The organism is Serinibacter arcticus, assembly GCF_003121705.1.
Classification (GTDB): Bacteria; Actinomycetota; Actinomycetes; order Actinomycetales; family Beutenbergiaceae; genus Litorihabitans.
This window is the reverse complement of record NZ_PYHR01000002.1, coordinates 3,631,855-3,646,270: the sequence shown is the minus strand read 5'-3', so window position 1 is coordinate 3,646,270 and position 14,416 is coordinate 3,631,855. Positions and strand designations below refer to the sequence as shown.

At 75.0% G+C, this 14,416-nt stretch carries 13 protein-coding genes, 1 tRNA gene and 1 riboswitch; of the genes, 8 read left to right on the top strand and 6 right to left on the bottom strand.

What is annotated here, in order from left to right; all coding sequences use genetic code 11:
- The first annotated feature begins 17 nt into the window (after positions 1 to 17).
- A complete protein-coding gene (gene mscL, locus C8046_RS16195; protein ID WP_109230335.1) occupies positions 18 to 476 on the top strand; it encodes a large conductance mechanosensitive channel protein MscL in 459 nt (152 codons plus the stop codon).
- An 86-nt stretch (positions 477 to 562) separates the two neighbouring features.
- Here the strand turns inward: mscL and C8046_RS16190 are convergent, their stop codons facing one another.
- On the bottom strand, positions 563 to 5,050 hold the full coding sequence (locus tag C8046_RS16190; RefSeq protein WP_109230334.1) for a hypothetical protein: 4,488 nt from the start codon (positions 5,048 to 5,050) through the stop codon (positions 563 to 565).
- 162 nt (positions 5,051 to 5,212) lie between these two features.
- Positions 5,213 to 6,178 (bottom strand): aldo/keto reductase, encoded by a 966-nt coding sequence (locus C8046_RS16185; RefSeq protein WP_109230333.1) that lies wholly within the window; start codon positions 6,176 to 6,178, stop codon positions 5,213 to 5,215.
- Positions 6,179 to 6,295: 117 nt separating this feature from the next.
- Between C8046_RS16185 and C8046_RS16180 the strand changes: the two genes are divergently transcribed.
- Together C8046_RS16180 and C8046_RS16175 are read left to right on the top strand one after the other, a co-directional pair.
- Positions 6,296 to 6,368 (top strand) — tRNA-Arg (locus C8046_RS16180).
- 37 nt (positions 6,369 to 6,405) lie between these two features.
- Positions 6,406 to 6,861, top strand: coding sequence for a hypothetical protein (locus C8046_RS16175; protein ID WP_109230332.1), 456 nt, complete (start codon positions 6,406 to 6,408; stop codon positions 6,859 to 6,861).
- Between the two features lie 6 nt (positions 6,862 to 6,867).
- Here the strand turns inward: C8046_RS16175 and C8046_RS16170 are convergent, their stop codons facing one another.
- The gene (locus C8046_RS16170; protein WP_109230994.1) at positions 6,868 to 7,818 is read right to left on the bottom strand and encodes a universal stress protein; all 951 of its coding nucleotides are present in this window, start codon (positions 7,816 to 7,818) and stop codon (positions 6,868 to 6,870) included.
- A 125-nt stretch (positions 7,819 to 7,943) separates the two neighbouring features.
- Here C8046_RS16170 and C8046_RS16165 point away from each other — a divergent pair, with 125 nt between their 5' ends.
- From C8046_RS16165 to C8046_RS18535, 3 genes are all read left to right on the top strand, one after another.
- Positions 7,944 to 8,831 carry an SDR family NAD(P)-dependent oxidoreductase gene (locus C8046_RS16165; RefSeq protein WP_109230331.1) on the top strand — a complete coding sequence of 296 codons (888 nt, stop codon included), beginning with the start codon at positions 7,944 to 7,946 and terminating at the stop codon, positions 8,829 to 8,831.
- A gap of 91 nt (positions 8,832 to 8,922) precedes the next feature.
- On the top strand, positions 8,923 to 9,600 hold the full coding sequence (locus tag C8046_RS18540; RefSeq protein ID WP_158277245.1) for a hypothetical protein: 678 nt from the start codon (positions 8,923 to 8,925) through the stop codon (positions 9,598 to 9,600).
- On the top strand, positions 9,594 to 10,289 hold the full coding sequence (locus C8046_RS18535; protein WP_158277244.1) for an AMP-binding protein: 696 nt from the start codon (positions 9,594 to 9,596) through the stop codon (positions 10,287 to 10,289). Before C8046_RS18540 ends, C8046_RS18535 begins: the two co-directional genes overlap by 7 nt.
- Positions 10,290 to 10,304: 15 nt before the next feature.
- Here C8046_RS18535 and C8046_RS16155 read toward each other — a convergent pair whose 3' ends face one another.
- The 3 genes from C8046_RS16155 to C8046_RS16145 all read right to left on the bottom strand — a co-directional run bounded on the left by C8046_RS16155 (position 10,305) and on the right by C8046_RS16145 (position 12,219).
- Positions 10,305 to 10,781 (bottom strand): C40 family peptidase, encoded by a 477-nt coding sequence (locus C8046_RS16155; protein ID WP_109230329.1) that lies wholly within the window; start codon positions 10,779 to 10,781, stop codon positions 10,305 to 10,307.
- 136 nt (positions 10,782 to 10,917) lie between these two features.
- Positions 10,918 to 11,145 (bottom strand): hypothetical protein, encoded by a 228-nt coding sequence (locus tag C8046_RS16150; protein WP_146197194.1) that lies wholly within the window; start codon positions 11,143 to 11,145, stop codon positions 10,918 to 10,920.
- Between the two features lies 1 nt (position 11,146).
- Positions 11,147 to 11,304: riboswitch (cyclic di-AMP (ydaO/yuaA leader) on the bottom strand.
- 228 nt (positions 11,305 to 11,532) lie between these two features.
- Complete coding sequence (locus tag C8046_RS16145) at positions 11,533 to 12,219, bottom strand: metal-dependent transcriptional regulator (protein ID WP_109230327.1); 687 nt, start codon at positions 12,217 to 12,219, stop codon at positions 11,533 to 11,535.
- 114 nt (positions 12,220 to 12,333) lie between these two features.
- Between C8046_RS16145 and serC the strand changes: the two genes are divergently transcribed.
- Complete coding sequence (serC, locus tag C8046_RS16140; protein WP_109230326.1) at positions 12,334 to 13,473, top strand: phosphoserine transaminase; 1,140 nt, start codon at positions 12,334 to 12,336, stop codon at positions 13,471 to 13,473.
- Between the two features lie 86 nt (positions 13,474 to 13,559).
- Positions 13,560 to 14,405 (top strand): response regulator transcription factor, encoded by an 846-nt coding sequence (locus C8046_RS16135; protein WP_235866365.1) that lies wholly within the window; start codon positions 13,560 to 13,562, stop codon positions 14,403 to 14,405.
- Positions 14,406 to 14,416: the final 11 nt, after the last annotated feature.

Here is a 14,416-nt window from a genome sequence, read left to right as displayed (position 1 = left end):
CGTACCCAGGAGGCACCATGACCACCCCCAGCAACAACTTCAACAAGGCGACGAACGCGATCCGCGAGCGCTCCGGATTCCTCAACGGATTCAAGGAGTTCATCTCCCGCGGCAACGCGGTCGAGCTCGCGGTCGGCATCGTCATCGGCGCCGCGTTCACGTCCGTCGTGACCGCGATCGTCGAGGGTCTGATCAACCCGCTCATCGGCGGCATCTTCGGCAAGCCGAACCTCGACAACATCTGGACGATCTCGCTCGGCGACGCCGCGATCATGCCCGGCATGGTCCTCACCGCGCTGCTGAACTTCCTCATCGTCGCCGCCGCGATCTACTTCATCGTGGTGCTCCCGCTGAACACGCTCGCCGCCCGCCGCAAGCAGGGCGAGGAGCCCGAGCCCGCGGCCCCGGCCGAGGACGTCATCCTGCTGCAGGAGATCCGCGACCTCCTCGCCTCGCAGGCGAAGCCTCGCCCGTGACCGTGCGCGGCTGACCCCGCGCCACCTGCACGACCAACAGCAACGGCCGCCCGGCTTCGAGCCGGGCGGCCGCTGCTGTCTGTCTCTCAGCCCCAGTGGGGCGGGCGCTCCCGCAGGATGCGGTCCTCGTCGTCGCCGCCACCGTCGCCCCAGGCGCGGTCGTCGTCCTCCCACGCGCGCTCCGGGATGACGGGCTGCGAGGCGACGATCTGAGCGGCCGTCTCCGGCGTGCGGGGCGCCGGAGCGCTCTCGTCGTCGCACTCCTCGGCGGCCCCGGTCCCGCCGGGCTCCTCCGCCGCTCCGCCCTCGGTCACGGGCTGCGCCGGAACCGCCCCGAGCACCGCCGTCGACACCTCCGGAGCGTCCTTGCCGTCGACCTCGTCGGCGGTGCCGTCCGGCAGGTTCGACCCGTCCACGTCCACGTCGTCGGCCTCAGCCTCGGCCTCAGCCGCAGCTTCGGCCTCGGCCTCGACGTCCGCCCCCCCGACGGCGGGCACCGCCACGGCGTCGGGATCGACGACGTCGTCCTCGATCGGGTGCTCCTCCTCCACGAGCGGGGGCGGCGAGACGTTCGGCGTGAGCTCTGCGGAGCCGCCGCGGGCCCTGACCCGGTCGGAGACGACGTCGAGCACGCGCTGCGCCGCGGCGTCGGGATCGAGGAACACGTCCAGCGACGCGAGCACGACGACGTCCCACCCGCGGCGCTCGAGGCGCTCGACCCAGTGCCGGTCGCGCACGCGCAGGCTCGGCGTCGAGACGTAGACGTCGGTGTCCGACAGGATCGCCACGCCGAGCTGCTCGGACAGGTGCGGGTGGCCCACGGCGAGCGGGATCCGCACGCCGCCGTCGGGTCCGTAGTCCGCCGCGACGGTCAGACCCATGCGCCACAGCCGGTCGGCGAGGTCGACGAGCAGCGGGTCCGGCGACCCCTCCCGCTCCCCCGTCTCGACCTCGATGTCGCCCCCGGCCGCTGCGAAGGCGAGCAGGTCGGCGAGCATCCGCGAGCCGCTGGCACGCAACCGGTTGGAGTCGAGCTCGGAGGGGGCGATGCAGCTGGTCACGACGAGCCGGCCCCGGCACGCGTCGATCGCGTCGACGAGCAGCGAGACCCCGTGCTGCGAGCTCACGGCGCCGAACTGGTGGATCACCCGTCCGTGCAGCGACTTGCCGTAACCGACGCTCAGCACGATGCTGTCGCGACGCATGCCGGCCGCCTGCTCGACGTCGACGACGGCGAACGGCTCGATCGCCGCCGGGTCGAAGAACGTGGCGACCGCGGGCGCCTCGGCGACGGCCTGCGCGACGGCCTCCCGGATCCGGGTGGCGTGGCGCGGGTTCAGCGCGACGACGGCGAGGCTCTCCTCGGGGCTGGTCAGCGCGTGCTCGATGACGAGGTCGACGACGTGCTCGACCTCCGCCGGCACGGTCTCCACGACGCCGCCGTGCGCGGCGAGGCCGCGACCGTCGACCAGGTCCAGCCGGATCAGCGACGGACCCGGCGGGCCGGGCACCCGGCACACCGCGCCCTCGTAGCCGTGCGTCGCGAGGAAGGCGGTGAGGTGCTCGTCGCGGTCCGTGCGCTCGGAGTCGAGCTCGACCCGGGGCAGGACGGCGGCGAGGTCGGCGACCACCCCGGTCCCTCCGCGTCGAACGTCACCGACGACGACGACCTGACGCGCCCGCCCGATGGCCGCGACGACCTGGTCGGTCGTGAGGTTCTGGACGTTGTCGAGGACGAGCAGGTCCGCGCGCTCGGTCTGGTCCAGCACCTGCGGCACGAGCATCGCGGGCACGCTCCAGCACGGGACCACGGCCGCCGCGACCGGCGCGTGCTGCGTCCGGGCCGTGCGGAGGTCGAACCCGGCGAGACCGCGCCGCGCCTGATCGGCGGCGCGGAACAGGTCGCGCGCGGCGTCCTTGTGCGTGACGGCGACCTGGCGCAGGTGCGTCGCCGTCGCCAGCCGGACCGGCGGGACGAGGGAGGCGACCTGCTCGACGTCGAGCTCGCGCCAGCGCTCGACGTCCTGCCCGAACGTGGTCGCGCCGCGCAGCGCGGGGTCGGACGCGAGGATCTGCTCGAGCACGCTGGACCACCACGCGAGATCGAGCTCGGCGGCCACCAGCGCGAGCGGCACGCGCCGGGCGGCCAGGTCGTCCAGCAGGTCGCCGAGCCCGAGGCCGTCGAGACGGGTGATCGCTTCCGTCCGCTCCGGCAGGGCGCGCGTGACGCTCTCGTCCTCGGCGAGGCTCAGCAGGTGGTCGCCGAGGTCCTCGAACGGGACGTGCTCGAGCGGGACGGTGTCGTCGTAGGTGGGACGGAGCGCCGACTCCAGGTTCGCCAGCGCCGTCACCACCTCGTCCGTGACCTGGACGAGGTCCGTCATGTCGTCGGGCAGTCGCGGCCAGCCGCCCGCCGGGCAGTGGATGCGCCAGATCTCGCGCTGCTCCTGCACGGCGACGAGCTCGCCGTGCAGATCCGTGACGTGGCGCCCCGGGCGCAGCAGGTCCTTGGCCTCCTTGCGCAGCCGACGGCGCACGCCCGCGGGCAGCTCCTCGTGGTCGGCCCGCTCGGAGCGCGGCGCGGTGGCGGCCACCAGGTCGGCGGCCGAGCGCTCGAAGATGATCGGCTGGAAGACGTCCAGCGCGGCCCGCACGCCCTGCAGCATGCGCAGCTGCTCGACCCAGACGGCGACCGTGGTCGCCGGCTCGAGGCCGGTCTGGGCGGTGGCCACGGCGATCTTCTGGCGCAGCGCGGGCAGGGTGCGGACGGCGAGACGCTGGACGTCGTCGACGACGCGGCGCGCGTGGTCGGCGTCGGTCAGCACGACGCCGTACCAGGGGCTGTCGCTGCGCCGGATCTGGAAGGCTCCGAGCGTCGCGGCCCTCGCGAGCTCGCCCCTGGCGTCCTCCATCGCGCGGCCCGTCAGGCGGGCGAGGACCGGGACGGGCAGCCGCACCTGGTTGCGCGGCGCGGGTCGGGCGGCGGTGAGCTCCGCGAGCGCCTGCATCGCCTCGTGCGCCGTGACGCCCCACTCGGGACGGGGCGCGTGCCAGGCGAGGACGCGTGCGGTGAGCGCGGAGTGCAGGCGCGAGAGCTCGCCCCGCGTGCGGATGATGGAGGGAGCGTCGACGGAGGGCAGGTCGCCACCGAGACGGGAGGTGAACAGCTCGCCCACCTCGGTCCCCTGCGTCGAGCCGGCGGACGCGTCGAGCACGAGGCCGGGCAGGTCGAGCTCCTCGAGCCGGCCGCGCAGCGACTCGGCGGCACGGCGCGTGCCGGGGACGTGGACCACGGTGCGGCCGGACGCCGCGGCGTCGGCCACGATCGCCACCACCGTGTCCGTCGTGGGCGACCCGGGCGGGGCGTCGACGAGCACGCTGATCCCGCTCGCGACGGCGTCGAGCACGTGGTGCTGCGTCGGGTCGAGATCGCCGACCCCGCGCTCGGTACCGGGGTCACGGTCGCCGCGGAGCATCGTCGGGAGGGGCACGTCGAGCGCGGCGCGCGCCGACTCGTCACCGGCGAGGGCGGCGATGACGTCGTTGCCGGTGAGCCAGCCGCCCGACAGGTCGTCGGCGAGGATCTGGCCCGGGTGGGCGAACGAGCCGATGACGATCAGCTCCGTCACCTCGACGTCGCCGAGTGCGCCGTCCGCGACGTCGCGGATCGCGTCGAGGGCCTCGCGCAGGTCGCTGGAGCCGGTGACGGCCGGGGCGACGAGCGCCTCGACGTCGACGCCCGCGGCGAGGAGCGCGCGCTCGACCACGGGGTTGATGCTCGCGCGGGAGTGCAGGGTGAGGGTCGGCTCGTGCTGGCCGTCGGCCAGGGTGAGGCTGACGGGGCGCAGGAACGCGGGGGCCCGCATCAGCAGGCCGGCACCGTCCTCGCTCCCCGGCTCGGTCCACGTGAGCACGCCGAGCGCCGCCGTCGTCGCCGTGACGCCGTAGCGGTGGAGGTGCTCGGCCGCGCGTGCCAGCACGGCCCGGGCGCGACGGCGGGCGTGCGCGAGGGCGGACGGCTCCCGGACCAGCAGCCCGAGCGTGGTGGGCCGGCCCGCCAGGAACTGGGCCATGCCGCCGGGGTGCGCGGCCGACAGGTCGAGCGTGGCGTCGGCGAGGGTCTCGATGTCGCGCAGGGCGGACTCCCCGCCCATCGCCGACAGCGACTCCTGCCAGCCGCGGGTGGCGCGCAGCACCGCCTCGTCCCGCGTGAGGGGGACGGCGGGGCGGGGTGCGGGAGCGGGCTCGGGCTCCGGACGGGGCTCGGGCTCGAGCGCGGGAGCCGGGGCGGCGGCGACGGGCTCCTCGCCCGCGAGCTCGTCGGCGGCCTCCTGGACCGCGGACCCGCCCGTGGCGGACGCCGCGTCGTCGGCCCCGGTCGGCCGGGGGTCGACCACGTCGGAGTCGACGAGGTCGAGGTCGAGGTCGTCGTCCGGCGGCTCGAGCGGCTGGACCGCGGGCTCGACGGCGTCACCGTCGGATCCGTCGGGGCGCGCGGAGGCGCCCGGCTCGTCCACCGGGTCGGGAGCGGCCGGAATGATCTCCGTCGCGTCCGAGTCGTCGTGCCGCCTCACACCCACCTCCAGCTCCCCGCCGCGGGCGCGCTCGCGTGCACCCTGGTCCTGGCGAGGACTCGGCGACCATCGTCGCACCCTCCCCGGCCCGGAGCGGCGGCCCCGCGCCGGTGACGGCCAGGTTCTCGGGCCGTCACCGGCGAACGGGCCACCGGCGGACGCTCAGCCGAGCTGGTCGCTCGCGACCTCGAGCGCCTGCGCCTGCTCGGCCGACAGCTCGAGCGCGAAGCTCTCCCGCAGCGCGGTCAGCTGCTCGACGGTGCGGGCCGAGGCGATCGGGGCGCCGACGGTCGGCCGCGAGCGCAGCCACGCGAGCGCGACGGCGGCCGGGGACACCGCGTGGGCCCGCGCCACGTCGTCGAGCGCGTCGAGCAGCGCGCCGGCGCCGGGGCGCTGGAGGTACGCGCCGGCGCCGCCCGCGCGGGGCGAGTCGACCTCGACACCGGGGCGGTACTTGCCCGAGAGGAAGCCGGACGCGAGCGCCGAGTACGGCAGCTCCGTCACGCCGAGGTCGGCGAGGGTCGGGGCGAGCTCGGTCTCCAGCGATCGCTCGACGAGGCTGTAGCGGTCCTGGGAGTAGGCCGCGGCCGTGAGCCCGCCTGACCGTCCGGCCTCGACGACGGCCCGCAGTCGCTCGGGGGTGAAGTTCGACAGCCCGATCGCGCGGATCTTCCCCTCGACGACGAGCTCGTCGAACGTGGCCGCGATCTCCTCGGGGGCGAGCGTCTCGTCGTCCTCGTGCGCGTAGTACAGGTCGATCACGTCGGTGCGGAGCCGGCCCAGCGACGCCTCGACGCCGGCGCGGACGTTCTCGCGGGCCAGGCCCCGCAGCTCCGGGTGCTTGGCCACCTTCGTGGCGATGAGGACGTCGTCGCGACGGCCGCGACCGGCCAGCCAGTCGCCGATGACGGTCTCGGACTCGCCGCCGGAGTTCCCCGGCACCCAGGCCGAATAGGCGTCGGCCGTGTCGACGGACCGGCCGCCCGCCTCGACGAACGCGTCGAGGACGGCGATGCTCGTCGCGCGGTCGGCGGTCCAGCCGAACACGTTGCCGCCGAGCACGAGCGGGCCGAGGTCGCCGAGGTGGCCGGAGGTGGAGGAGGACGGGGAGGGGGATGTCGTCGTCATTCCTCCACACTCGCACGGCGGCACGCGGAGGCGGTCGGGTCGTTCCGGTCGTCCACATCGTGACCCCGCCCGTCCGCCCGGTAGGCTGACCTGGCCGCGGCGCACGCCGCAGTGCCCGCCCTCGTAGCTCAGGGGATAGAGCAACCGCCTCCTAAGCGGTAGGTCGCGCGTTCGATTCGCGCCGGGGGCACCGCTCGTCTCCGGGCTCGTCAGCCGCAGGAGCACCCGTGACCGCCTGGACCACCGCCCGTCGCCGTGTCGCCGCCCCGCTCGCCACCACGTTCGCCGTGCTGACCGACCTGCGCCGTCATGCCGGGGCCTTCCCGTTCACCACCGTCGCCGCCCCGCCTCCGCCGGCCCGCACCGGAGACCGCTACGAGGCGGTCTCGCTCGGGTTCGTGCGCGACGTCATGGTGCTGGACCGGCTCGCGACGTCGGGCTCCGGTGCCCGGCGCGCCGTCTACCACAAGGTCGACGGCGTCTTCCGCGGCACGGTCGTGCTCACGGCGGCCCCCGTCGACGACGGCTCCGCGACCGATGTGACCTGGGCCTACGACGTACGCCTCGCCGTCGGGCCGGCCGCGCTGACGCGGCCGCTCGCGACGGTCTCGTGCGCGCTCGTGGCGCGCCTGGCCCTGCGCCACCTGGCGCAGCTGGCCGTCCAGGACGCCGCGTCGGCCTGACCCTCCTCAGCCCTGCTGGCGACGGCGACGCAGCCAGGGCGGGTCGACGGGCGAGACGCCCTGGTCGTCGATCCGGGCGGGGATGACGAGCACCGGGCACGAGGCGTGGTGGAGCACGGACTGGCTCGTGGAGCCGAGCAGCATGCCCGTGAAACCCCCGCGGCCGCGGGAGCCGACGACGACGAGGTCGACCGCCGTCGAGAACTCGCTGAGCAGCGCGGCGCCGGAGCCGTCGAGCGCGTGCAGCTTCACGTCGAGCCCCGTCGTGCCCACCGCCTCGCGCACCATGACCTCGAGCCCCGCCTTGACGTCGGCCAGCACCTGGCCTCGGTCGATCGCGGCCGGCAGCCAGGCGAGCATCCCCGCACCGTGCGAGAGCGGGACGCCGGCGACGGCGGTGAGCTCGGCACCCCACAGGGCCGCCTCGGCGACGGCGCCGTGCAGCGCGACCTTGGCGCTCGGCGAACCGTCCACGCCGACGACGATCCTGCGCGGCGCCGCGATCGGCGTCGGGCTCTCCTCGGTCCGCAGCGGCACGACGACCACCGGGCAGTGGGCGTGCGCGGGCAGCGCCGTCGAGACCGTGCCGAGCAGCCGGTCGGTGAAGCCGCCCCCACCGCGCGTGCCGACGACCGCGAGACCGGCCGCGGCGCTCGCCTCGATGAGCGCGCCTGCAGCGTCGCCGGTCTCGAGCGTTCCCGTGACGGTCACCCCGCGACCGCTCGCCCGGGCGATCGCGCCGTCGAGCGCGGCCTGGGCGGAGGAGCGGATCGCGCTGTCGTCGAGCGCCGCGTACCCGCCGTCGAGCGAGGCCGCCGTGAACGAGGGCAACGAGTACGAGCAGAGCACGTGCAGCGCCCACCCCCGCCGCCGCGCCGCCTCGAGCGCCCACTCCAGGGCCCACCCGCTCGACTCCGAGCCGTCGACCCCCACCAGGACGTGCTGTTCCTGAGTCACCGTCCCCACCGTGCCTCTCCGCGCCTGTTCCCCGCGCCTTTTGACGCTTTCTTGACCATAGCGGGACCTCGCGCGGGATTCCACCGCACCCGCGACCCGTCCGCGATCCGGCCTAGTCTCGGGACGTGTCGACCTCCCCCGGCCCCGAGGCGCAGCCCGAGCCCGCCCGCGGTCCCGCGCAACGCGTGCTCCTCGCCTTTGCGGGGATGACCGGTGGCGGCCCGCCGCCCTCCGCCGTCCGACGGGTGGTCGAGGGGCGGGTCGTCGTGGTCACGGGCGCCTCGCGCGGGATCGGGGCCGAGGTGGCGTGGCGGGCCGCCGCCTGCGGGGCCGAGGTCGTCCTCGTGGCCAGGGGCGTGGAGGACCTCACGACGGTGGCGGGACGGATCCGACGCACCGGGGGCCGTGCCCGCGTGCTCGTCGCCGACCTGCGCGACACCGACGCGGCGGGGCGGGCGGGTGAGACCGTGCTCGCCGACCACGGCACCCCCGTCGTCCTGCTGCAGGGCGCCGGCCACTCCATCCACCGCAGCCTCGCCGCCACCACCGACCGGTTCCACGACGTCCGGCGGCTCGCGGGCGTGAACTACCTGGGACCGGTCGCGCTCGCCCTGCCGCTCCTCGCGGCGATGCGCGACGTGGGATCGGGCCACCTCATCGCGCTCAGCAGCGCCAGCGCGCTCGTCCCCGCGCCCGGGTGGTCCTCCTACGGGGCGTCCAAGGCCGCCCACGACGCGTGGCTGCGATCGGTGCACGCCGAGCTCTCCCCCGACGGCGTGGCGACCACGACGATCCGGCTCCCCCTGGTCCACACGGCCATGAGCGCGCCCACCTACGCCGGCCGGGCCGGCATGAGCGTCGCCGACGCCGCCGACTGGGTCTGCCGGGCGATCGTCGAGCGGCCGCGGACGATCACGCCGTGGTGGATCCGGCTCGGCGCGCACGTCGCCCTCGCCGCCCCGGGCCTCACGGAACGCGCGGCCGGCTCCTCGAGCCCGCGGCCGCCGTCGTGACCCCGATCCTCCAGACGGTCCGGGCACCGCGGTCGCCGCCGTCACCGTCCTGCGCGCCGCCGGGCCGGACCTCGTCCAGCTCGCGGCCCTCGTGCGTTCCGCCCGCTACCGCGGGCGGCCCGCCGGCGTCGTGATGACCGCGTGCCTCCGCCGGCCGGACCGGCCCGTCCTCGTCGAGGTGTCGCGGGAGCTCGGCACACGCGTGCACACCGGGGCCGACCTGCGGGGCGAGGCCGCCCGGCTGGCCGCCCACGCCGTCGCGACCTCGTCCGGCTCTCCCGCTCCCCTCGTGCTGGAGGACTGCGGTCCTGCCCGGCTCGTCGCCGCGCTCCTGGCGGCGGGTTCGCTCGGCGTCGACGTCGCCCTCGTGGGGGCGTCGGCCCCGCCCGGGCTGGCCACGGAGATCCGGGACCGGTGGCGCGGCGTGCTCGTGACCGCCGACACCGCGCTGCCGCGGACCGCCGTCGACCTGCTGCGCCTCCCGCCGCCGGCGAGGTCGGGGCGCGTGAGCATGCTGACCTCGGGCACGACCGGTCGACCGCACCCGGTCGTCCGGCGCGGGGTGCCGGCGACGGCGTGGCCCACGGTCCTCGACCTCGGCGCTGCGTCGGGGATCCGACGCGACGAGGTGACGGCGATCGCTCCCCCGCTGGAGCACGGTCACGGGTTCTCGGTGCTGATGGCCGCCCTCGCCCTGGGCTCCCCCGTGCTCGTCGGTCGCGACGACGCCCTGCTGGGCGCCCTGGCGGAGCACCGCGCCCGGTGCTGACGGCGGTACCGGCCCAGCTGGCCGCCCTGCTCGACGCCCACGCGGCGGCCGGCGCCCCGGCGCTGGCCCTGCGGAGCGTGGTCACGGGGTCCGCACCGCTGGCGTCCGCGCTGGCGGAGGAGGCCGGCGAGCGGCTCGGCGCGCGCGTCACCGACTTCTTCGGCACGTCCGAGACGGGGACCGCGACGATCGCGCGGCCCGCGGACCTGGCGGCCGAGCCCGGCACCGTCGGTCGGGCGGCCCTCGGTGTCCGGCTCCGGGTGGTCGACGGCGGTGGTCGGGCGGTGACGGGCGCCCCCGGACGGCTGGAGATCGCCTCGCCGTGGCGGGCGGCCGGCACGGCCTCAGGCTTCCGCCCCACGGGCGACCTCGCGATCCTCGGACCCTCGGGGCTGCTGCACCTCCGCGGGCGGACCGACGACGTCGCCGTGGTGGGCGGGCACAACGTCGACCTCGCGGGCGTGCGCCGCTGGCTCGCGGCGCAGGGCGACCTCGTGGCGAGCCGCCTCGAGGTCGTGTCCGACGCCCGGCTCGGCTCGCGCCTGGTGGTGCGCGCCCGGAGCGGGACGAGCGAGGCCGAGCTGCGCCGTCGCGCACGGCAGGAGCTGGGGGCGGCCGCCGCCCCGCGAGACTTCGTGCTCGTCCCGGAACGCACGAACGGCCCGAGCCGAGGCTCGGGCCGTTCGTGACGCGTGGGGCCTGGATCAGCCGAGGACGCGGATGTAGGTCGGGTTGCTCATGTACACGGGGCCGGCCTTCAGCGGGGTGCTGTGGTTGCGCGCCGCGATGTGCTGACCGTCACCGAGGTAGATCCCGATGTGGCCGGGGCTGTAGATGAGGTCTCCGGCGCGGGCCTCCGAGGCGGAGACGCGGTAGCCGGCGCCGGCCTGGGCGCTGGAGGTGCGGGGCAGCGAGACGCCCATCTGCGCGTAGACGTACTGCACGAAGCCCGAGCAGTCGAAGCCCGAGGGGCTCGCGCCACCGGTGACGTACGGGACACCGACGTACTTGAACGCCTCGTTGACGATCGAGGAGGCGAGGCTGCCGTCGATCGCCGGAGCGGGGGCGGAGGCCTCCTCCACGACGGGCTCGGAGCTCTCCTCCTCGGCGTCCTGCGTCGCCTCGGCGGCGCGCTCGTTCGTGTTCGCGACGGCCGGGGCCGTGCGCGTCCGCGACGTCACCGTGCGAACGACGGGGGGCGGCGGGGGCGGGGCGGCGGCGCCTCGGCGGACACGATCGCGGCGGCGAAGCCGAGCTCGGTGCCGGCGTCGACGACCACGGTCGCCTGCGTGCCTGCGCGCTCGACGTCCTTCGCGGTCAGCGAGGTGGACTTGAGGCTGGGGCCTGGATGACGTCCTTCGACGTCGGCTCGGCGGTCGCTGCGGCGGAGACGCCGAGAACGAGGCCGGACGTTGCCACGGCGACGACGGCGGTGCGGCCGGCCTTGCCCTGGAACGAGGTGGTGATGCTCGCCGACATGATGTCGAGCGGTGTCGAGGGTCGCGCGGCCGAACGGTGGCGTCCGCGCTGTGTCACCTGGGTCAAAGAAGTTCCTCCGAGCGCCTGCGGGGTGAGCTGTCGGGTTCGGGCTGGAAGATCGCCCGGCCTCGCACCGTGGTGCGGGGCTTCACCCCAAGGACCCCGACGAGTCGGTGTCCGTGAATCCTGGTTCCCCCGTCCCTACCTGGAACGGCTTTCCCGCGCGGCGGTAGGGCTCGACGAACCGCTGGGAGTCCTCGATCAGGGGATCGTGGACGGAGCGAGACTAGCCGACGTCCGCCCGGATGTCACATTTTGGTTACGAACGATTCGCGTGTCGTGCATCACAGGCGCGTCGTCGCAGGTCGGGGCTCGTGCAACCGTTCACATCCGGCCGGTGACGGCAGGGTGTGGACGCGGTCCCAGGCGCCCCCCGGGGCGTCGTCGGAGCGGTCAGGCGGCGACGAAGACGTGCTTGGCCAGCTCGGTCGGGAGGTCGAGGACGACCTCGCTGCCGGTCGCCCGCAGGGTGAGGGTGCTGCCCTCGCGCGTCACGGCGACGTGCGCGCCCGGGCGGACCGACGCCTCCTCGAACCGGCGGAGCAGCTCGACGTCGACCTGCAGCGGCTCGCCGATGCGCTTGATCTCGACGTCGGTCCGGCCGGCCGTCACCGCGGTGACGATCGAGGACACGCCCGACAGGAAGGGCTCCGCGACGATGTCGCCGAGCTCGTCCAGGCCCGGGATCGGGTTGCCGTAGGGGTCGTGCGTGGGGTGGTCGAGGAGCGTGAGGAGCCGCGACTCGACCTGCTCGCTCATCACGTGCTCCCAGCGGCAGGCCTCCTCGTGGACGTGCGCCCAGTCGAGCCCGATGACGTCCACCAGCAGGCGCTCGGCGAGCCGGTGCTTGCGCATGACGTGCATGGCGCGCTCGTAGCCGAGCGGAGTGAGCTCCAGGTGGCGGTCGTCCGTGACCACCACGAGCCCGTCGCGCTCCATGCGGGCCACGGTCTGCGACACGGTCGGCCCCGAGTGCCCCAGACGCTCGGCGATGCGCGCACGGAGGGGGACGATCCCCTCCTCGAGGAGCTCGTAGATCGTCTTGAGGTACATCTCGGTCGTGTCGATGAGGTCGCTCACGCGGCAGGCCCTTCAATGCGGGGCGGCCCAGGGTCTCCCCGCACCACCCGTTGCTCTCGTCGGCACCACCCTACGGCCTCGCGGCTCGCCGTCGCCGCCTGCGAGAATGGGGCCATGGCGCAGACCTCCGTCCAGATTCCCGAGAACCTCCTCCCGAAGGACGGACGCTTCGGCTCCGGGCCCTCCAAGGTCCGTCAGGGTCAGCTGGACACGCTCGCGGCGCTCGGCGCCGGCGTGATGGGCACCTCCCACCGGCAGCCCCCGGTCCGCGACCTCGTCGCCCGCGTCCGGCGCGGTGTCGCCGAGCTGCTCGGCGCCCCCGACGGGTACGAGGTCGTGCTCGGCAACGGCGGCTCGACGTCGTTCTGGGACGCCGCGACCTTCTCGCTCGTGCGCCACCGCGCGCTGCACGCGGCCCACGGCGAGTTCGGCGCGAAGTTCGCGGCCGCCACGACGGCGGCGCCGTTCCTCGACCCGTCGATCGTCGTGCGGGCCGAGCCCGGCACGCGCGCCGACGTCCGCCACGACGACGACGTCGACGTGTACGCCTGGGCGCACAACGAGACCTCGACCGGTGTGGTCTCCCCCGTCGTGCGTCCCCGCGCCGACGGCGGCGACCGGGCCACCGACCAGCTCACCCTCGTGGACGCGACGTCGATCGCCGGCGCCGCCGTCGTCGACCTCACGCAGGCCGACGCCTACTACTTCGCGCCGCAGAAGGTCTTCGGGTCCGACGGCGGGCTGTGGCTGGCGGTCCTCTCGCCCGCGGCGCTCGAGCGGGTCGAGGAGATCGCCGCCACCGACCGCTGGATCCCCGAGTCGCTGTCGCTGCAGCAGGCCGTGACCAACTCCCGGCTCGACCAGACGCTCAACACCCCCGCGATCGCCACGCTGGCGCTGCTGGCCGACCAGCTCGACTGGTTCGCCGACAACGGCGGGCTGAGCTGGGCCGCCGGCCGCAGCCGCGCCTCCTCCGACCACGTCTACGCCTGGGCGACCGAGCGCGAATGGGCAACCCCCTTCGTCGCCGACCCGGCGCACCGCTCCCCCGTCGTCGCCACGATCGACCTCGACGCGAGCATCGACCACACCACCGTGATCGCCGCGCTGCGGGACCACGGGATCCTGGACGTCTTCCCCTACCGCAAGCTGGGGCGCAACCAGCTGCGGATGGGCCTGTTCCCCGCGGTCGACCTGGCCGACGTCGAGGCGCTGACGGCGTGCGTCGACGTCGTCGTGGACCAGCTCCGCTGACACGAAGTCCTCGCGAAACGTGTCACTCCGTGGATGCCGTTAGGGAAACACACGCATCTCCGGCGATACCGCCGTAGCATCGACGCGTGGAGTTCACCGAGAGAGTGGCCCTCGTGATCGAGGACGACCCCGACATCCGCCGCCTGCTCGAGACCGTTCTCGGCCAGGCGGGTTTCGTCGTGCACTCCGCGAGCAACGGGGGCGACGGCGTCGCCCTGGCGAGCGAGGTCGACCCGCTCGTCATCACCCTCGACGTGAATCTCCCCGACATCGACGGGTTCGAGGTCGCGCGCCGCATCCGCACGCTCAACGACGCCTACATCGTGATGCTCACGGCACGCGACGACGAGATCGACACCCTCTCGGGGCTCGACGTCGGCGCCGACGACTACATGACCAAGCCGTTCCGGCCCCGAGAGCTGCGGGCCCGCATCGAGGCCATGCTGCGCCGGCCCCGTGCTGCACCGCCGCTCCACGGGACGGCGGCCGTCGCCACGGCGCACGGCCCTTCAGCCGCGAGCTCCGGTCCCGGGACCACCGCTCCGGGCACCGACGGTGCCACGGCGAAGGCCGAGAGCCCGTGGGGCCCGCCGCCCGCCGTCGTCAACGGGCTCCGGGTCGACCGGGAGGCCCGCACGGTCGAGGTCGACGGCGCCGGTGTCTCCCTGACCCGCAGCGAGTTCGACATCCTCGCGAGCCTCTGGGCCTCGTGCGGCCGCGTGGTCACGAAGAACGATCTCGTTCGGGCCCTGTGGGGCGAGGAGTACGACGCGGGGACGAGGATCACGCCGTCGGACCACCGCAGCGTCGAGGTGCACATGGCCAACCTCCGCCGCAAGATCGGCGAGGACACCTCGCGTCCCCGCTGGATCGACACCGTTCGCGGCGTCGGCTACCGCCTCAACGCGCCGCGTCCCGACCGGCTCGGCTGAGTCCGCCCCGG

Bases quoted from the DNA above. Each gene is read 5' to 3' on its own strand.
- mscL (WP_109230335.1), top strand. From the start codon at position 18: ATGACCACCCCCAGCAACAACTTCAACAAGGCGACGAACGCGATCCGC.
- serC (WP_109230326.1), top strand. From the start codon at position 12,334: ATGGCGCAGACCTCCGTCCAGATTCCCGAGAACCTCCTCCCGAAGGAC.
- C8046_RS16185 (WP_109230333.1), bottom strand. From the start codon at position 6,178: ATGACGACGACATCCCCCTCCCCGTCCTCCTCCACCTCCGGCCACCTC.